Source organism: Natrinema sp. 74 (assembly GCF_046097095.1).
Taxonomy (GTDB): Archaea; Halobacteriota; Halobacteria; order Halobacteriales; family Natrialbaceae; genus Natrinema.
Map to the genome: position 1 here is coordinate 741,708 of NZ_CP175698.1, position 18,035 is coordinate 759,742.

Here is an 18,035-nt window from a genome sequence, read left to right on the forward strand (position 1 = left end):
GGTGCCGTCTGAGAGAGAACGAAACACACCGCATTCGACGACGGTAGAACGGAAGAAGACGGAGCGAAGGGTTACTGAACCTGTGTCTGCTGTCCGATCTCGAGGTCGCTTTCCTTCGGTTGCGTCGCCCGGCCGGTCTCGCTCGAGCGGTAGATCGCGTCGATGACGCGCTGAACGGTCAGGGCTTCCTCAACGGTGTTTGTCGCCGGTCTCGTCCCGGTGGAGACGGCCGTGAGGAACGCCTCGTCCTGTTCGGCGTAGCCGGTCACCGAGGCGTCGCCGGTCAGATCGACGTCGGCGTAGTGGTCGCAGCCGGCGGTTCCGGCCTCGAGGATCCGCATATCGGTGTCCCCGATATCGAACTCTGCGCCGGCCTGCGTGCCGCGGACGCGGAAATCCATGCTCTCATCGCGGTTGGTCGCCCAGGCGGCCTCGAGGGAGATCGTTTGCCCCTCGGCGGTGCGGATAAAGGCGCTGACGGAGTCGTCGACGTCGTAGGTTTCGGCCTCGGCGTCCCAGTTATCGCCGAAACCGTCGGGATCGGCGTACGCTTCGTCGGCGCCGAACGTGGTCCGCGCGACGCCGCTGACTTCGGCTATTTCGGGGAAGTCGAGCGCGTACAGGGCGAGGTCGAGGGCGTGGACCCCGATGTCGAGCAAGGCACCGCCGCCGGCGAGTTCGGGATCGGTGAACCAAGAGCCGGGGCCGGGGACGCCGCGCCGGCGGACGTAGTCGGCCTCGACGTGGGTGAGGTCGCCAAAGCGGCCGCGGGCGTGTTGTTCGTCGAACATGGCCATCGACGCGGCGTGGCGGTTGTGGAACCCGACCATACAGATGCCGTCGGCTCTGGCCGCCGCCGCGGCGATGCGTTCTGCGCTCTCTAAGGTGTGGGCGAGCGGTTTCTCGACGAGCACGTCACGGCCCGCCTCGAGTGCGGCGGTGGCGATCGGTTCGTGGAATCGGTTGGGCGTCGTCACGATGACGGCGTCGACCGCGTCGTCATCGACGAGTTCCTCGTGGGTCTCGTAGGTCGTCGCGCCGAACTCGCTGGCGAATCGTTCGCGTTGCTCCGGAACGAGGTCGGTGCCGGCGACGACGTCCGCGCCGAGATCGCGAACGCTTCTAGCGTGGAGGGTTCCCATGCCGCCGAGGCCGACGACTCCGACGCCGATTCCTTCGCCGATCATCGTTCAACCCTCGGTTTCGCGGTCACAGCGACGAGCGAACAGTGAGAAACGTACCGTTTCGATGTCGTTCGAGTGCGATCCCGGTTCATAGAGTGTAACGGGCAGCGATCGAAATAAGGGTTATGACCGATTAATCTATACGATCTGGCCGTCATTCTTCCAGAACTAGACGATTACCTGCCGTTATACCATTCAAGGATTATTTCTTGATTTTCTGAATGAGGGCCACTGCTTCGGACCGTCCGAGCTAAGGTCGGCGGCGGTGGAGGTGTCTCCCATGGCCGCAGTCACGATCTGGAACGAGTTCCGACACGAACGCGAAGACGACGACGTAGCGGCCGTCTATCCAGACGGAATCCATGCGACGATCGCCGACGCGCTCGCGGCCGATCACACGGTCCAAACTGCGACGCTCGACGAACCGGAACACGGACTCACCGCCGATGTCCTCGAGTCGACTGACGTACTGCTCTGGTGGGGTCACGAGGCCCACGACGAGGTCGCCGACGAGATCGTCGAGCGGGTGCGAGAGCGGGTGCTCGAGGGAATGGGATTCGTACCGCTGCACTCGAGCCACTATTCGAAGCCGTTCAAGCGGCTGATGGGCACGTCCTGTAGCCTGCAGTATCGCGAAGACGGAGCGTCCGAGCGCCTCTGGGTCGTCGATCCCGGTCACCCGATCGCCGACGGCCTCGCGGAATCCACCGAGCTCCCGAAGACCGAGATGTACGGCGAGCCGTTCGACGTGCCAGAGCCCGACCGACTGGTGTTCGTTAGCTGGTTCGAGGGCGGCGAGGTGTTCCGCAGCGGCTGCTGTTACCGGCGCGGGAACGGGCGGATCTTCTATTTCCGACCGGGCCACGAGACGTATCCGATCTACGAGAACGAGACCGTTCGCCGGGTGCTTCGCAACGCGGTCGCGTGGGCCAGCCCGACGGAGGGGTCGCCCCGAACGTTCGGAAAGCGGGACTGATCGCCCCCGCGTTGGACGCGGTCAGAACGTCTGGCGACCGTCGTCGGTGATCACGCTCTCGAGCAGGTCGACCGGCGTCGCGTCGTAGACCGGGTTCTCGACGGTGAAACCGTCGGCGGGTTCGGCCATCACCTCGCTGCTCGGACGGTACTCGTTTTCGAAGACGAACCCCTCACTGACGAGCTTCGAGGCGGAGCCGAGAACGGTCACCGGCACGGCCAGTTGGGCGGCCGTCGCCGCGATCGGGAACGTGCCGACGCGGTTGTAGAGGGTCTCGTCGACGATGCAGTCCATCCCGACGACGACGCGGTCGCACTCCTCGAGGGCGACGCCGTGAGCGCTGTCGGTCAGCAGCGTCGCCTCGACGCCGTCCATATCGGCGAGCGTCCGGGCAGTCTTGCGCCCGAGATAGCGGGGTCGGGCCTCGGTGACGTAGACGTCGAACGTCTTGCCGGCCGCGGTCGCCTGCTCGAGCGCCTCGAGCACCGTCGAGGAGTAGTCGTGAGTCAGCAGCGTCGCACCGTCGGCGAGGTGCTCGACGGCGTTTTCGGCCGCCAGTCGCTTGGCGGACTCGATCCGCGTGACGACCTCGTCGATCTTCTCGCTGGTGAGCCGGCGGGCCGCTTCGACGGTGTCCGGGTCGGCCTCGGTCACGTCGTCGACGACCTCGCGGACCGCGTTCTGGAGCGAGGCGTGTGAGGGGTTCGCGCGCCGCAGCACGGAGCCGTTGCGCTCGAGTGCGCGCGTGTACTCTTCGACGGTGGCGAACTCCCGCTCGGTCAGCTCCTCGAGGGCGCGCGCGGCGTTTGTCGCTACCACCGAGGAACTGTGGGTCTGCATCTCGCGGATTTCCTCGGCCGTCTCGTCGATCATACGTGGACGAATTCCCGTCAGCGGGAAAGGTGTTCCGGGTGGTCTCAGTCCGTCCGTCGAGCGGCTTCGGCAGGTCGGTCAGGCGGTCTCGTCGAACTCGAAGATCCGTCGTAGCTCGGCTTCGATTCGGTCGACGAGCGTCTCGAGGACGACGTCGAACTGCTCGTGGTCCGCCACCGATCCGGCTCGCTCTCGGGGATTCTCGGGGAGCTCGACGCGGAACTCGCCGTCCCCAGCGTAGAACGGTTCGCTCTCGCTCAACACCTGACGGTCGATCGCTTTGAGAACACGGGAGTCGTACTGCCCGTGGAGCTGCTGGTAGGCGGCAGAGTAGGCCTCCTCGAGCTCCTCAAAATAGTGGACGTACTTCTCCTCGAATTTTTCGGGATCGAACTCGGTCATAGCCGTGCGTGCGGACGCGATCGAGTAAACGGTTCGGGACCGATCCCGATCGCCGGCGAACGGTATACGTCCCCGTAGCACCTAGCCCGGCGCATGACCGTCACCGTCCGATACACCTGCCCCCACTGCAATGCAGTGATCAGCCTCGAGCGACCGCCGGACCTGGCGGACCGATCGGTCACGAAAGTCCGCCAGCCGGGTTGGGAGTACGCGAGCCCGGACGATCCCGACCGCGAGTCAGCCGACGGGATCGAGTTTCTCTGCGGCGAGGACGGCCCAGTTACCGACCTTGAGGGCGAGCCCGTCGAGGGCTGTGGCCGGCCGTTCTATCTGAACTTCGTGCGATACGAGCAGGGAGTCGAGCTCGAGCCCGATCCGCCGACCTACGGCGGGCCGCGGTTCGACTTCAACGCGTAAGTGCTGTTTCCTGCGGTATGAATCGCAAGTGTTGCACCCGTGAGCGACCGACGGGAGCGAACGGCTTTTTCGGTCTCTTTACGAACGAAGTGAGCAAAGATCAGCGAGAGCGAAGCTCTCGCCAGACAGATTTTTTGAGCGGTTCGACCGAGCAGCGCGAGGGAGGACCCGAAGAAAAAAGGTGGGAACACAACCCTTTTCGACGCCCGCCAGTAGGTAGAGACATGGACGAAGCCGCCGTTCGCGACCGCCTTCGGGCGGTCGATGACCCCGAACTCGGCGACGACATCGTGTCGCTCGGACTCGTCAACAACATCGATATCGATGGCGACGAGGTCCGCGTCGATCTCGCACTCGGCGCACCCTACTCGCCGTCCGAGAGCGACATCGCCGCCGACGTCCGCCGAGAGCTGACCGACGCGGGCCTCGAGCCGGACCTCACCGCGAGCGTGCCCGACCGGGACGATCTCGTCAGCGAGGAACAGGTGCTCCCGAACGTCAAGAACGTCATCGCCGTCGCCTCCGGAAAGGGCGGCGTCGGCAAGTCGACCGTCGCGGTCAACCTCGCCGCGGGACTCTCGAAGCTGGGTGCTCGCGTCGGCCTCTTCGACGCCGACGTCTACGGACCGAACGTCCCGCGGATGGTCGACGCCGACGAGCCGCCGATGGCTACCGAAGACGAGACCCTCGTCCCACCCGAGAAGTACGGCGTGAAGCTGATGAGCATGGCCTTCCTCACCGGCGAGGACGACCCCGTCATCTGGCGCGGTCCGATGGTCCACAAGGTCATCACCCAGTTGACGGAGGACGTCGAGTGGGGCCACCTCGACTACCTCGTCGTCGACCTCCCGCCGGGGACCGGCGACACCCAACTGACGATGCTCCAGACCATGCCCGTTACCGGCGCGGTCATCGTCACGACGCCCCAGGACGTGGCGCTTGACGACGCCCGCAAGGGTCTCGAGATGTTTGCCAAACACGACACCGTCGTGTTGGGGATCGCCGAAAACATGTCGACCTTTGCCTGTCCCGATTGTGGCGGCGAACACGACATCTTCGGCTCCGGCGGCGGCGAGGCGTTCGCCGAGGAACACGAACTTCCCTTCCTCGGCTCGATCCCGCTCGATCCGGCCGTCCGCGAGGGCGGCGACGGCGGGAAGCCGACGGTGTTGAGAGACGAGGACGGCACCAGCGACGCCTTACGGACCATCACGGAGAACGTTGCGAACAACACCGGGATCGTCCACCGGCAGGGAATCTCGCAGACACGCCGGAACGAGGCCGCATCGCCCGATCGATGACCGACGGCGGAACCGACGATGGCGGCGGTGAGGAAGCCGCCGACGAGTTCGAGCCCGACCCCGAACGCGTCGAACGCCTCCGCGAGATCGCCGACGACGTCCGGGGCGACTCGAGCGAGAGCAAACAACTCGCGAACGTGCTCTACCGGACCAGCGACCTCTACGACGAGGACGAGGAGACCTCTCCCGAGGAGATCGTCCGTAACGTGAAGTACATTCTCGAGGTGACCGAGCGCGGCGGCCTCGAGCGCTGACCGCGCGCCGTTTTCAGGGCCGGCACGGCGTTGGGCGCGTCGCTTTTGGGCACGCCCCTCGAGAGACGAGTGTGGACGCGAATCAGGACTCCCGAGCGAACCCCTTTGGTATGGACGAGGAGTGCCCGAACTGTCCGGCGCTCTGCGAGACGCGCACGCAGGTCGTCCACGGTTACGGCGACGTCGGCGCTGACTTCCTGTTCGTCGGCGAGCGACCGACGGCGCAGGCCGACGAGACTGGCGTGCCATTCGCCGGTGCGGGTGGCAGCAGTGGTGACGACGGACTGCGGCGCATGCTCGAGCGATTGGGGCTCTGTGCGGTCGACTCGCCGGCCGACCGGCCCGCACTCGAGAACGCCTATCTGACGAATCTTTCCCGCTGTCGCGACCCCGACCGGCGGCCGACCGACGAGGAGATCGGCAACTGCGAACCGTATCTCAACGCCGAAATCCGAATGATCAACCCCGAGATCCTCGTCCCCGTCGGCGAGCGTGCGCTGGCCGAACTCGGCACTGAGTACACGACGACGCCGGCCGACGACCTCGCGCTCCCCGACGACCACGCGCGGCGGATCCGCGGGCGCGGCTTCGAACTCGTCCCGATGATCGACCCCCGCGACCAGACGGCCGAGCAGACGCAGGCGTGGCTCGAGGCCTTCGTCGAGCTAATGGCGTCGGACTATCGGCAAACGAAAGGACGACGAAATCGGTGAGGACCGACGGCGGGTGACGGAATCGGTTACCAGTAGGGGTTTTCGCGCCAGCGTCGCGATCCGGCACCGAGAGCGGTCAGCCCCCCGACGACGAGGGCCGCGATACCGAGGATGGCGATCGTCGGGACGAGGTAGTCACCGGTAGGCGGATCGATCAGATAGCCGTTGCTGAAACCGACGACGCCGACGACTGCCAGCGCGGCGATGACGGCCGTCGCGAACAGTCCGGCGATCGTTCGTTCGTCCATACCGGCCTGGAGACGCTACTGCATAATAATTCATCGCCATTTGCACCGTGGCGGAGAGGCGTAGAGTTGCGGAAGCGCCGCGTTCAAGGACCGCGCACACGGAGTGTATAGTATGATCGTCGTCGTCCCGGTCGATCCGCCGCGGGAGGGACTCGTTCTGTCGTCGCTCGTCGAAACGACCCCGCTGTCCGACGCCGAGGCCGTCTCGCTCTACGAGGCCGCCGTCGCCGATGTCTTGCGAGCCGTCGCGGGGAGCGGCGGCGACCTCCTCGTTAACTATCGCGACGCGGAGACCCTGCCCGAAGCGGACGCGGACGGCGACCCGGAAGCCGAGGTCCGGGCGCTCGCCCTCGAGGCGCTCGGCGAGGACGCCGACGTGCGATTCGAGCGGCAGGTCGGTTCGAGCCGCTCGGCCCGGATCGGGAACACCGTCACGCACCTACTCGAGCGGGAGGGGGCGCAGAGCGTAGGGGTGCTCGAGCCGACGGTGCCGCTGGTCAATCGGACGGAAATCGACGGCGCGGCGATGTCGCTTCGGCGACACGACGTGGTGCTGGGGCCGTCCTCCGAGGGCCGGACCTACTTCGCGGGCTTTGCCGAGCCGATCGACTTTACCGATGCCTACGCGACACCTGAACTGTCCACGCTGGCCCGGTGTGGGGCCGATGCTGACCTCGGCGTCGGCTTTTCGCCGATGCTCCCGACCGTGGCGACGCCGGCCGGACTGCGGGCGACGCTCGCGGCGCTCGAGGCGCGACGGGCCGCCGGACGACCGGGAGCCGCGGCGACGGCGGCGCTCGTGGACGAACTCGGGCTCCAAGTCGGGGCAGACGGCGGGCTCGAGCGCGAATAAGACCGACAACCCTTTTTGAACGCGCGGAGAACCGACAGACGAGGTGGGGTGGCAGAGCGGCCCAACGCGCCTGCCTTGAGAGCAGGTGGCTGTCAAGCCTCATGGGTTCAAATCCCATCCCCACCGTTTTCCGCGAGCAAATACGACGAGCGAAGCGAGGAGCCTCGCGAGCGGAAACCGAAACGGTGGGAGTTGAATTAGACCAGTCGCGCGCAGCGAAGCGAGCACGTCTGGGCGTGGTTCAACTCCCATCCCATCGCTTTTGCGATATGTTCGCGAGTCACGCGAGCAATCGTGAGAACGACGTTCTCAGAACGAGCGATATGTGGAGGCGAAGCGTCAAGCGGGAATGGTTTCGAATGCGCCGTGTCCGGACAACCGGCGGATTTCGGCGTCGCTATCGTCGCTTTCGGGCGCGAAACGCTACCGACACCGCACCGCCAACCACCGCGAGGGCGGCGATCCCGACGCCGAATCCAGGAACGCTCGAGCTGGCAGCGTTCTCGTCCGCCGCCGAGCCACTGTCCGTCGGGGCGAACGTCGCTTCGAACCCGCTGAAGTCAGCCGACCCGTTCCACGTCGCGGCGTTCGCCGTTCGGTCGGCCGGCTCTGGCGTCACCCCCTCGAGTGCATAGCCGTCGGGACCGGTCACGCGGAACGTGCGATCGAGCGCGAACTCGCCGTCGAACGGTTCGCTGAGGACGAGTCGGTCGCCGTCCTGTGCCGCGAGACCCTTCCAAGTCACCGACAGCGCGACGATCCCGGTGTTGTTTCGCTCGGTGAACGAGACGGCGGCGTCGCGGATCGCCATCGACCGTCCGGTGTCGGTTTCGATTCTGGTGGCGATGTCGTCCATCCGCGCGGCAAACCGCTCCGCTCGCCGCTCTCGCGCCGTTTCGTTCTCGCGGAGGGCCTGGAAGGCCTGCCGTTCGCTGTCTGTGGTCAGATCGAACGTGGTGGAAAGGGTGACCTGCGCCGCGCCCTCCGCGTCGAGCGCCACGACGAACGCCGGCTCGGTCGGCACTCGTTCGGACTGTTGGTTCGCGGCCGCTCCCGTCGCTGCAGCGACCGGCGTGGTCACGAGCAGTGCGATCGCAACGAGGACGCACGCGAAGCGAACTCGTTGCCGTCCCGATCGTGTCTCGAATCCGTCGTCAATCATCGTCGTCAATCATTGTGTCGAGGGATAGTCGAACGCGGTCAGCCGAGTCGAGGCGTCGAACCTGACATGAACGTCGGTTCAAGGTTCGTTTTCGGAGCCCGACTCCGTCTCGTCGTCGTCCGTCGTTTCTCCTCGGCCGTCATCGTCGTCCGACTCGGCTTCGTCGTCGGATTCGGCATCGTCGCCGTCACCATCATCGGCGTCCTCACTCGAGACGAGCGAGCCGTCTCGGATCGCGTACTCGAGTTCGGCTTCGGACTCGCCCGCACGGACGGACAGTTCGAGGGCCTCGATGTCGTTCGTATCGACGGCAAACGTCACCGTCCCGTCCGCACTGGTCGTGCCGACCGATCGATCGTTCGCGGTGACCGTCGCGTTCGCGACGGCCGATCCCTCGGCGCTCACGGCCACGGTCACGGTGTCGCCGTCGATCGTCGCGTCGACGTGCAGCGCTCGAGCACCGTCTTCGCTGTCTTCGTCGTCGTCTTCATGCTCCCGTTCGCGGTCATCTTTGTCGTCCCGCTTGCGGTCGGGATCGTCCTCGTCGTCCCGAGCCTCGATTTCCTCCTCGAGTTTATACACTTCTCCCGACGAGCCGTCGACGCGCACCTCGGCCTCGCCCGTCTGGCCGGTCGCGTTCCGAAGGGTGAACTTGAACTCGTAGGTGCCCTCGTCGTCTTTCACGCTCGACTCGACGCGCGTCCAACTGCCGTTCTCGGGCGTCGAAAGTGCCGCTCGAGCCGTCTCCAGGGCGGCGGACTGGCTCACCGAGATGGAACGGTCGTCGTCGCGTTCGCGTTCGAGTTCGCGCGACCGCTCGCCGTCCTCGCCTTTCACCTCGATAGAGAGTCCGCCGGCGGTCTCGAGTTCGACCTCGCCACGCGACTCGCCCGTAAACCGGTTCAACAGCGCCGACGCACCGCTTCCGCTGACGCTACTCAGATTGTCGACCGTCTCGTCGAGCGCGGCTCGGTCGACGCCGACCGCCTGCAACTCGGACGCAGAGACGTTCGCGGCCCGCTGTCGGAGCTGCTCGTTGCTTTCTGCCACGTTCGTCGCTTGCGCGTTCAACGTCGCGAGCCGCTGGGCGTACTCAGATTTGGTGATCTCGCCCGCCTCGTACTCCTCGGTGGCCTCCTTGTACTGTTCACGGATGTCCGCGGCGCGCTCGCGGAGTTCGTCCGCGCGCTCGGCGATGGCTTCGGCCCGTTTCTCATCGTCGCCGCTTTCGACGGACACCTCGAACGCCGTGTTCTCGAAATCCGTCTGGACCTCGCCGCTCGAGACGCCGATGACCGTCGAGAGCTGTTGGCCGACGGTGACGTTCACGTTCGCGTCCGAATCGTTCGTCGCGTTTTCCTGTGCTAGCATCGCGGCCGCTACGTCCGGCTCCGCGTTCGTGTGCGACTGGCCGGTGGTTGCGGTCGCCGCCGGGACGGTCATCCCGACGACGAGCACCGCGATCAGTATCGTGCCGATCGTGTGTCGTCTCATCGTACGAGACCGTCACAGCCTAACTGGTAATAAATCAGACCGGCGCTGGACGCGGTTTGCAGCCATTTTCGGACCCGCTCCGACGTTTGCAGCCGTTTGCAGCCGGTTTCACGGCAACGGCGTCGCCCCGGTCGCGGTGCGATTTCGACCGGACGTCGGCACGGTTACCGTGGCCATCGAATTTATACGAACTTCGTCGAAACAGGGCGGTCAGATGTACGGGTCGCCGGAAGCCGGGCTTCGGACGATCGCGTTGCTCGGGATCGTCGGACTCTTGCTCGCGACGGCGATCGCACCCGCGGGAACTGCCAGCGCAGCGACGCAGCAGGCAGCACCTGAACCGGACAACACGGTCACGCGGATCGACGTGGACGCCAACGGAACGGCCCAGTGGACGATTCGGATCCGCACTCGACTCGACACCGACGAGCACGTCGACGAGTACGAGGCGTTTCGGGCCCGCTTCCGGAACGACACCGCGCAGTATCTCGATCCCTTCCGGAATCGAATCCGCGGCGTCGTCGCCAACGCGGCGAACGCGACCGGACGGGAGATGCGCGCGACGAACGTCACCGCGACCACCAGCGTACAGGAGGTCCCCCGTCGCTGGGGCGTCGTCACCTACCAGTTTACGTGGACGAACTTCGCCGACCGGCCGACCGACGCTGTCGCCGTCGGTGACGTTTTTCGCGGTGGGTTCTTCATCGCTGCCAACGATACGCTCACGGTCGACGCTCCCCCGGGGTACGCGGTCGACCGCGTAGACCCCGCGCCCGACGGCCGGGACGAGGGCTCGGTCACGTGGACCGGCAGGGAGGACTTCGCGAACGAACACCCGCGCGTCGTCTTTACACCGACCGGCGGGAACACCGAGACCCAGTCCGAGGATAACAGCGCCGCGACACCGACCTCGATCGGCGGCGATGGACCCCCGATCACACTCATCGGCATCGTCTCGCTCGGCACCGTCGGCGCTGCCGCGTACGCGATACGCCGACGGAGACGGCGGTCCGACGTCTCTGTGCAGTCGACCGCGACCGACCGCGGAGAGCCGCCGGACGCGACGGCTAACCAGTCTCCCGACTCGTCGGAACAGCCCGACGATCCCACGGCGGCACCGGTGCTGACCGACGAGGAACGCGTCCTGGCGTTGCTCGAGGAAAACGGCGGCCGCATGCGGCAGGCGGCAATCGACGAGGCGTTCGACTGGTCGACTTCGAAAACGTCGCGCCTCGTCGGGACGATGGTCGAGGAGGGAGCGGTCGAAAAACGACGACTCGGCCGAGAGAACCTGATCGATCTCGTAGACGACGAATGAGACATCGCAGCCCGGCGAGGCCGGTCTTCCGATTGCAGTGCTCGAGGGGGCCGAAAACGAACCGTCGCGCGGCCGATTCGCGAGGCGAGCGACGTTTAGCGGTAGGAGAGTTCGAGCTCGCGGGCTCGCGTCAGCAGCTCCGCGTCGTAGTACTCCTCAGTTTGGCCGGGGCGCATCTCGTCGATCGCGCGGACCTGCTGGACCGTGTTCTTGAAGTTCTTGAAGGTGGCCTCGTCGACCATCTGGCCGTCGAGCGTGACCGCGCCGGTGCCCTCGCGTTTGGCCTCGTTGAAGCGCTCGATCTTGTGCACGTCGCGCTCGAGCTCGTCGGGGGTGGGCATGTGGACGGTGTTGGCCTGGACGGTCTGTTTGGGGTACAGCGACCAAGAGCCGTCGAGTCCCAGTTGCGCTTCGTGTTCGACCTGATCGGCGTACTCATCGGCGTTGTAGTAGGTCAGGCCGGCGCGTTCCTTGAACAGGTCGTCGAAGGGGCCGCCGATCGAGAGCAGGCCGGCGGCGCTGGCCTCGTTCGAGAGGGCCTCGAGCAGGCCGTCCCAGCGGGGCATGCCGTCGCCTAAGTCGCGGCCGCCGAGTTCGGCGGCGTAGTCGACGGGGCCGAAGATGAGCGCGGTGAGCCGGGAGTCCTCGCCGAACATGGAGATCTCGCGCAGGTCCGAACGGGCGCGACCGGTCTCGATGATGATCGAGAGGCCGATGGAGCCGTCTTCGTAGCCGTGCTCGGCCTCGGCCTCGGCGACGACCTCGGCGGCGCGCTTGACGTCCTCGAGGCGGCCGACCTTGGGGACGACGACGCCCTCGATCTCATCGCCGAGGTCGGCGACGAGCCGGTCGATCTGATCGCGCCCTTTCTCGCAGTACTCCTCGTCCTCGTAGCTCCACTCGACGCGGGGCCAGATCTCGCCGGGGAAGTCGTACTCGGGGACCTTCTCGATGGTGTTCTCGAGGCCCTCGGCTTTCATGTCCGGGGCCGTCCCGTCTTCCATATCGGGGACGAGCCAGTCGGGGGCCTGGAAGCCCTCGGCCTCGAGTGCGGAGGTCAGATACTTCGCCGAGTCGTCTTTCGGAACGGCGGCCGGTGCGGTCTGGAACGTGCGACAGAGTTGGATATCGTCGGTCATGGATTCGTAGTTGCCTGCGGTTGTCTATTATAATCGATCGTGTCAGCTAGGACGCGTTCGAATTTCGGCAGTTCGCGTGCCCGAGTAGACGGGCTCGTCGTTCTGGTTGAACGCGATGTGCTCGAAGGTGACGGTGCCCGCCTCGTCGCTCGAGGCAGCCGCTTCGGCCTCGAGAACACGCGTGAAGGCGTAGACGGTGTCGCCCACCGCGACGAACGTGTGGAACGATTCGTCGTCGAAGCCGACCTCGCGCCAGGTCTCCTCGTCGGAGCGGGCGTGGCCGAGCGCCGTCGAACGGGTCACGTCGCCGTAGGTGACGATGTCGCCCGACGGCGAATCGCTCATCACGTCGACGTTGTGGTGCTGTTTGGCCGTGTTCAGCGTCGAAAGCGGCAGCGAGGCGACGGTCACGTCGTCTTGCGTGCGGCCGCGCTCGTGGCGGTAGGCGACGGCGGCGTTCTCGTCGTCGGCCGCCTCGAGGGCCTCGACGAAGTCCTCGAAGTACCCCCCGTCGGGAGCGATGAACTCGTCGGGAAGGTCGGGGCCGTCGTCACCGTCATCTTTGGCGGCTGCGGCACCGCTCCCGTCGGTCGCGACGGGTTCGCGACGCGGAATCATGTTCGTGCGCTCGTAGGAACAGAGCACGTCGCCGGTCTCGGCATCTTTCCCGCGAGTGCGCCAGGAGACGATGCCGTACTCGGGTCGGGAACTCGAGGTGGCGCAGTTGACAACCTCGCTCTCGACGTGGAGTTCGGTGCCGGTGTAGACCGGCGCGGTGGGGAAGCGCACGTCGGTCCGCCCGAGGAAGTAGCCCCCCTTCTCGCTTAAGTCCTCGACGGTGATGCCGAGCGTCGCCGCGGTCAGGTAGTCGGGGTGGACCGGCGGCTCGTCGAAGCCCCGTTCCTCGGCGGCGTCGGTCCGCCAGTAGGCGGGATCGTGGTTCAGGGTCTGGCTCATCCACCCCTCGTTGCCGAACTGCGTGAGTGTGAGCCCGGGGTCGTGCTCGATCACGTCCCCCTCTTCGAAGTCCTCGAAGCAGTTGCCCTTCTCTTTGGTCTCGACGTGCTCGAGTACCTGTGCGAACGCGTCGGGATCGGTCCAGTCAGTCATCTGCAGTCACCTCGTCGGTCTGTCGCTGCCGTGCCCGCTCGCGGCGGGTAATCGTGCGTCGCATCTCGTTTTCGACGATCATGTAGCCCTCGTCGAAGCCCATCCCGGGCTTTGCCAGCACCTGCGCGGCGTCGGTCGCGAGCGCGACGTGGGCGCAGGCCCGCGCGGAGGTTTCCGTCTCGTTGCAGGTGCCGCCCAAATAGGCTCGCGTTTCGGTCCCCTCGCAGTAGCGGACCGCCTGCCCGCTGCGGTGGATGCCGCCCAGATCGGGCGTCTTGACCTGCACGAGGTCCGCGGCCTCGGCGTCGACGAACGCCCGCACGTCCTCGAAGGTGTTACACCACTCGTCGGCGACGATGTCGACGCCGACGTCGGCGGCTTCGAGCCCCTCGCGGAGTTCGACCATCGCGTCGATCTGGTCAGCGCGGTTGCCCACGTCCATCGGCCCCTCGATCTGGATCGGGAACGGCGCGGCGGCCTCCTCGAGCGCGGCGAAGTAGTCGACGACCTCATCGCGGTCGTAGGGGGCACCGAAGACCTCCCCGATCATCCCGTACACGTCGATGTGGAACCGGGGATCGTACCCCTCCGGGCCGAGTTCCTGTGAGCGCTCGACTAACCACTCGACGTACTCGAGGAGAACCTCGCCGTTCTCGCCGATCTTCTCGACGCTGTTGATCAACGCGTGGGGCAACACGGGGACGCCCTTGACGAACATCTTCTCGGTGTTGTTGTAGCGATCGTCGCCGGACTGACCGAAGACCGGCACCGGCTCCGTCGCGGGCTCGGTGCCTAAGGCGTCGGCGATGACGTCCGTCCGTGTAGTCCCCATGGCCGACCCGGCCGCGGCGAGTAAGGCCTGCGAGACGCCGTAGCGGATCGCCGTGTGCAGGCGGTCGCCAGCACCAGACGCGTGCGCGTCTGGTTGGCTCGAGGAAGCCTCGCTTCCTCGAACCTCGACCTGCAACTCCTCGAGCAACTCGGCGTTGTCGAGGAACTCGGTGGCGTCCCGCCCCTCGAGTGCGTCGGCGACGGGGCCCTCGATGATCGGGGCGTACTCCTCGGCTTGGAACAGCGGGTCGCGCCCGCCGGCACCGGAGTACTGGACCGCGGCACAGTCGCCTCTGACCACGGTGCCGTCGGCGAGTTCGATGTCGACGATGATCGTCTCGCCGGCCTGTCGAATCTCGTCGAAGCCGTCGGTGACCGGCTTGCCTTCGTAGGTAAAGCCGTCCTGCGTTGCTCCCTGCTTGATCGCGCGCTGGTCGTCGAAGAAGAACCCGGAGTAACCGGGCGTCGCGTACACTCCTGTGATTTCCATGTTAAACGTCACCCTGCGGTCGGCCGATGAGCTTTCCGTCGCTGATCGCGTCGACGTCGTCCGCGACCATCCGGAACGACTGGTCGCGGCCCTCGGTGTCGGCGCGTCGCGAGAGTCGAGCCTTGTGAATCTCCTTGATGTCGTCGTCCATCTCGAGGTCGCCCCACTCGAAGATGCGGACGCGACCGTCGTCGTCGCGGGCCGGGAGGACGGCCCCCCGCGCGCTGTCGCTTGGCGCGAAGGGCACGTCAAGCGCCCCGGAGTCGAACGCCTCGAGCGTTCCCTGGACGACGTCGCCGTCGCCGTGCTCGAAGATGGTGTCCATCAGACACCGGGTCTCGCGCTCGATCAAGTCCTGTTCCTCCGCGATGCCGTCGATGTCGATCTGCTGTTCGATCGCCATGTCGATGACCTGCCGCGTAGTGCGCAGGCCGGCCGAGTTGGCCTCCTTCGTTGGGACTCCCTGGAACTCCTGTGGGGACTTGGTGATGACCTTGTCCGGCCGGGCGATAGCGGCGGTCATCCCGCCGAGGCTGATCACGCCGTTGGCGCGGGCCTCGTCCGGCGGGAAGCCACCCATCCACTCGTGGAAGACGGTGGTGACGACGACCTCATCGGGCAGGTACTCGTTGCCCAGCTTTTTGAGGGCGTTCAGGGCAGCCACGTCCTGCACGACGTTGCCGACCTGGCCGTAGCCGAGCGTGATCGAGCGCACGCCCTGCGTGGCCGCGAGTTTGCCCTCGACCAGCATGATCGCGATGGCGATCGACGGCGGGACGAGGGTGCCGGTGAGCGGGCCGAACGGCTCGCGGTTGATCCGCACACCGCGTTCGGTGTAGGCCCCCGCCAGTCGGTCGACGAACTGCCACTTCTCGATGGTCTCCTCGAGTCCGTGGCGCTTCGTGTACGGGATGTTATAGGAGATCGGCCCGCCCTCGAAGCTCTGAAAGCCGCCGGCGAAGGTGATCGCCGCGAGCAGCCGGGCGTCCGGCGTCCCGTGGCGGACCTCGATCGGCGCGTCGACCGCGTCGATTAGCTCCCGGCAGCCGTCGACCCCGTGGTTGACCGCGGGGAAGCCGTTTAAGGTGTCGTCGCCCGTCTCCCGGGCCTTCTCTAAGCCCTGCTGGGCCTTCTCGTACTCGTTGTCGCGCGTATACGAGTCGATAGTCGTCGGGAGAAGGTCGGCTTGGCCCTCCTGATGGAGGTACTGCAGGAGTTCGATCTGGTCGTCGAGCCGGGGAACGCCAGCGCGGGGCTGGAGCAGCGGTTTGTCGGCCGACTCGAGGACGTCGGCGAACCGCTTGTGGTCGGGCAGCGACTCGTGGTACTCGATGGCTTCCTCGAAGTCGACGTCTGCGCCCGTCGGCCAGTTCGACCGGATCTCCTCGTCGATACGCCGTAGCTCGTCGGCTGGAATGCGTTCGTCTCGTATCATCTAGACATCTACGAACTGATAGTCGCCCGTTCCGACTCCGTCGGCGTGATCTGGAGGTCTTCGCGGAGCGCGGCGATCGCGTCCTCGGGATCCGTCTCGGAGTCGAAGACGCGATCGAACCCGAGCTCCCGGAACGTCTTCCGGGTTCGCTCGAAGTCGTCCTGCCCGACGGCGAGGTTGCCGCCGATGTAGCTGACCGCGTCGACGCCCGCGTCCTCGAGGACGCGGTGGAATCCCTGGCAGTCCTGCTCGGCGTGGCCATAGAGCGACGAGACCAGTACAGCCTCGGCGTCGTGAGCTACCGCGGCCTCGGCGAACTCCTCTTGGGAGGTCTGAACGCCGAGGTTGACGACATCGAAGCCGGCTGCACTGAAGGCTTGCTCTAAGATTGTAATGCCAACGACGTGGGCATCGGAGCCAATCACGCCGAGGACGACCGTTCGGGACATCGTATCCAAAACCATGAGGAACTCCGATATAAACCTAATGATCTTCCATGATAATACTCCTTAAACATCCTAACAGCGTCACAATGTTGAGGGTTCACGTGGGTCACAGTCATATCGAACAACTTCATGATCGATGGTAAGGGTTTTGGCGATGGTTTCGTAAGGAGGGGGTACAGACTATGGGAGCCCTTTCCAACCTCCGCGTCGTTGATCTGACGCAGGTGCTTGCCGGGCCGTACTGTACGATGTTGCTCGCAGACCTCGGTGCGGATGTGGTCAAGATCGAGCGACCGGGCGGCGACATGATCCGGTCGAACCCGCCGTTCGTCGACGACCCCGAAGCGGAAGCCTACGGTGGCTACTTCCAAAGTGTCAATCGCGGCAAGAAGAGCATCGAACTGAACTTCCGCGAGGAGGACGACCGCGAGGACTTCCTCTCGCTCGTCGAGGAGGCCGATGTCGTCGTCGAGAACTACCGCGCGGGGACGATGGAGAAGTACGGCCTCGGCTACGAGACGCTGAAAGAACATAACCCGGATCTCATCTACTCCTCGATCCGCGGCTTCGGCGACCCGCGCACCGGCGAAACCGACCGGCAGGGCCAACCCTCCTTCGACCTCATCGCGCAGGCGCTTGGCGGCGTCATGGAGACCACCGGCCAGTCAGACGGCCCGCCGACCAAGACCGGCCCCGGCGTCGGCGACCTCTTTACCGCGACCCTGAACTGCATCGGCATCCTCGCCGCCGTCAACCACCGCGAACAGACCGGCGAGGGCCAGTACGTCGACACCGGCATGTACGACTCCATGATCAGCTTCACCGAACGCGCCATCTACCAGCAGTCCTACACCGGCGAGGCCCCCACCCGCCGGGGCAACTCCCACCCCACGCTGTTCCCCTACAACGCCTTCGAGACCGACGACGGCTACGCCGTCATCGCCGCGTTCAACGACAACCACTGGGCCGAGCTCTGTGACGTGATGGACCGCGAGGATCTCGCCGAGGAGTACCCCACGACTCCCGAGCGACTCGAGCACCGCGACGCCTTGCGCGAGGAAATCGCCGACTGGACCTGCGCACAGACCACCGACGAACTCGTGGGCAAGCTCGAGGGACGGGTCCCCGCCGCCCCCGTCCAGACCACCGCAGAGATCTTCGACGACCCGCACGTCCACGCACGCGACATGCTCTATCCGGTCGAACAGCCCGGTGCCGACCGCAAAGTCGAGATCGCGGGCAACCCGATCAAGATGAGCGAGACGAACCCCGAACCCCGCGGTCGCGCGCCGCTGTTAGACGAACACCGCGACGAAGTGTTAGGTGAGGGCGCGGACGCCGAGGCGGCCGACGACTAGGGACCTTTCACTCACTTCGTTATCGAGACAG

General features: G+C 65.8%; 19 protein-coding genes and 1 tRNA gene. 9 read left to right on the forward strand and 11 right to left on the reverse strand.

Features of this window, described 5'->3' with window-relative positions:
- Window positions 1-71: 71 nt before the first annotated feature.
- Window positions 72-1,187 carry a Gfo/Idh/MocA family protein gene (locus tag ACJ70B_RS03680; protein ID WP_408959064.1) on the reverse strand — a complete coding sequence of 372 codons (1,116 nt, stop codon included), beginning with the start codon at window positions 1,185-1,187 and terminating at the stop codon, window positions 72-74.
- 277 nt (window positions 1,188-1,464) lie between these two features.
- Here ACJ70B_RS03680 and ACJ70B_RS03685 point away from each other — a divergent pair, with 277 nt between their 5' ends.
- On the forward strand, window positions 1,465-2,160 hold the full coding sequence (locus ACJ70B_RS03685; protein ID WP_408959065.1) for a ThuA domain-containing protein: 696 nt from the start codon (window positions 1,465-1,467) through the stop codon (window positions 2,158-2,160).
- Window positions 2,161-2,181: 21 nt separating this feature from the next.
- On the opposite strand, the gene ACJ70B_RS03690 is transcribed toward ACJ70B_RS03685, so the two are convergent.
- Together ACJ70B_RS03690 and ACJ70B_RS03695 are read right to left on the reverse strand one after the other, a co-directional pair.
- Entirely contained in the window at window positions 2,182-3,033 is an 852-nt protein-coding gene (locus ACJ70B_RS03690; RefSeq protein WP_408959066.1) for a translation initiation factor eIF-2B, read from the reverse strand.
- Window positions 3,034-3,111: 78 nt separating this feature from the next.
- Entirely contained in the window at window positions 3,112-3,435 is a 324-nt protein-coding gene (locus tag ACJ70B_RS03695) for a DUF5783 family protein (RefSeq protein ID WP_408959067.1), read from the reverse strand.
- Between the two features lie 93 nt (window positions 3,436-3,528).
- On the opposite strand from ACJ70B_RS03695, the gene ACJ70B_RS03700 reads away from it, so the two are divergent.
- The 4 genes from ACJ70B_RS03700 (at window position 3,529) to ACJ70B_RS03715 (ending at window position 6,120) form a co-directional block, all read left to right on the forward strand.
- Entirely contained in the window at window positions 3,529-3,852 is a 324-nt protein-coding gene (locus ACJ70B_RS03700; RefSeq protein ID WP_408959068.1) for a hypothetical protein, read from the forward strand.
- 224 nt (window positions 3,853-4,076) lie between these two features.
- A complete protein-coding gene (locus ACJ70B_RS03705; RefSeq protein WP_408959069.1) occupies window positions 4,077-5,153 on the forward strand; it encodes an Mrp/NBP35 family ATP-binding protein in 1,077 nt (358 codons plus the stop codon).
- A complete protein-coding gene (locus tag ACJ70B_RS03710) occupies window positions 5,150-5,407 on the forward strand; it encodes a hypothetical protein (protein WP_408959070.1) in 258 nt (85 codons plus the stop codon). Before ACJ70B_RS03705 ends, ACJ70B_RS03710 begins: the two co-directional genes overlap by 4 nt.
- Before the next feature lie 110 nt (window positions 5,408-5,517).
- The gene (locus ACJ70B_RS03715) at window positions 5,518-6,120 is read left to right on the forward strand and encodes a uracil-DNA glycosylase family protein (protein ID WP_408960074.1); all 603 of its coding nucleotides are present in this window, start codon (window positions 5,518-5,520) and stop codon (window positions 6,118-6,120) included.
- Between the two features lie 26 nt (window positions 6,121-6,146).
- On the opposite strand, the gene ACJ70B_RS03720 is transcribed toward ACJ70B_RS03715, so the two are convergent.
- Window positions 6,147-6,368, reverse strand: coding sequence for a hypothetical protein (locus ACJ70B_RS03720; RefSeq protein WP_408959071.1), 222 nt, complete (start codon window positions 6,366-6,368; stop codon window positions 6,147-6,149).
- A 112-nt stretch (window positions 6,369-6,480) separates the two neighbouring features.
- Between ACJ70B_RS03720 and ACJ70B_RS03725 the strand changes: the two genes are divergently transcribed.
- Window positions 6,481-7,221 carry a hypothetical protein gene (locus tag ACJ70B_RS03725; RefSeq protein WP_408959072.1) on the forward strand — a complete coding sequence of 247 codons (741 nt, stop codon included), beginning with the start codon at window positions 6,481-6,483 and terminating at the stop codon, window positions 7,219-7,221.
- A gap of 42 nt (window positions 7,222-7,263) precedes the next feature.
- Window positions 7,264-7,347: transfer RNA gene (locus ACJ70B_RS03730), tRNA-Ser, on the forward strand.
- Between the two features lie 271 nt (window positions 7,348-7,618).
- Here ACJ70B_RS03730 and ACJ70B_RS03735 read toward each other — a convergent pair.
- Both ACJ70B_RS03735 and ACJ70B_RS03740 read right to left on the reverse strand, forming a co-directional pair.
- A complete protein-coding gene (locus tag ACJ70B_RS03735; protein WP_408959073.1) occupies window positions 7,619-8,383 on the reverse strand; it encodes a hypothetical protein in 765 nt (254 codons plus the stop codon).
- A 78-nt stretch (window positions 8,384-8,461) separates the two neighbouring features.
- Entirely contained in the window at window positions 8,462-9,877 is a 1,416-nt protein-coding gene (locus ACJ70B_RS03740; RefSeq protein ID WP_408959074.1) for a hypothetical protein, read from the reverse strand.
- Between the two features lie 214 nt (window positions 9,878-10,091).
- Between ACJ70B_RS03740 and ACJ70B_RS03745 the strand changes: the two genes are divergently transcribed.
- Entirely contained in the window at window positions 10,092-11,195 is a 1,104-nt protein-coding gene (locus tag ACJ70B_RS03745; protein WP_408959075.1) for a helix-turn-helix transcriptional regulator, read from the forward strand.
- A gap of 95 nt (window positions 11,196-11,290) precedes the next feature.
- Here the strand turns inward: ACJ70B_RS03745 and citE are convergent, their stop codons facing one another.
- From citE to glmS, 5 genes are read right to left on the reverse strand one after another with little or no spacing between them, the layout of a single operon-like run.
- The gene (gene citE / locus ACJ70B_RS03750) at window positions 11,291-12,334 is read right to left on the reverse strand and encodes an L-malyl-CoA/beta-methylmalyl-CoA lyase (RefSeq protein ID WP_408959076.1); all 1,044 of its coding nucleotides are present in this window, start codon (window positions 12,332-12,334) and stop codon (window positions 11,291-11,293) included.
- A 42-nt stretch (window positions 12,335-12,376) separates the two neighbouring features.
- Window positions 12,377-13,444 (reverse strand): 2-methylfumaryl-CoA hydratase, encoded by a 1,068-nt coding sequence (gene mch, locus ACJ70B_RS03755; RefSeq protein WP_408959077.1) that lies wholly within the window; start codon window positions 13,442-13,444, stop codon window positions 12,377-12,379.
- On the reverse strand, window positions 13,437-14,765 hold the full coding sequence (locus ACJ70B_RS03760; protein ID WP_408959078.1) for a methylaspartate ammonia-lyase: 1,329 nt from the start codon (window positions 14,763-14,765) through the stop codon (window positions 13,437-13,439). The genes mch and ACJ70B_RS03760 overlap by 8 nt, the downstream gene beginning before the upstream one ends.
- A gap of 1 nt (window position 14,766) precedes the next feature.
- Entirely contained in the window at window positions 14,767-16,200 is a 1,434-nt protein-coding gene (locus ACJ70B_RS03765; protein WP_408959079.1) for a methylaspartate mutase subunit E, read from the reverse strand.
- Window positions 16,201-16,208: 8 nt separating this feature from the next.
- Window positions 16,209-16,664, reverse strand: a complete 456-nt coding sequence (gene glmS, locus ACJ70B_RS03770; RefSeq protein ID WP_408959080.1) for a methylaspartate mutase subunit S — start codon at window positions 16,662-16,664, stop codon at window positions 16,209-16,211.
- Between the two features lie 164 nt (window positions 16,665-16,828).
- Here glmS and mct point away from each other — a divergent pair, with 164 nt between their 5' ends.
- Window positions 16,829-18,004: a succinyl-CoA:mesaconate CoA-transferase gene (mct, locus tag ACJ70B_RS03775; RefSeq protein ID WP_408959081.1), complete on the forward strand. Its 1,176-nt coding sequence runs from the start codon at window positions 16,829-16,831 to the stop codon at window positions 18,002-18,004.
- Window positions 18,005-18,035 lie beyond the last annotated feature (31 nt).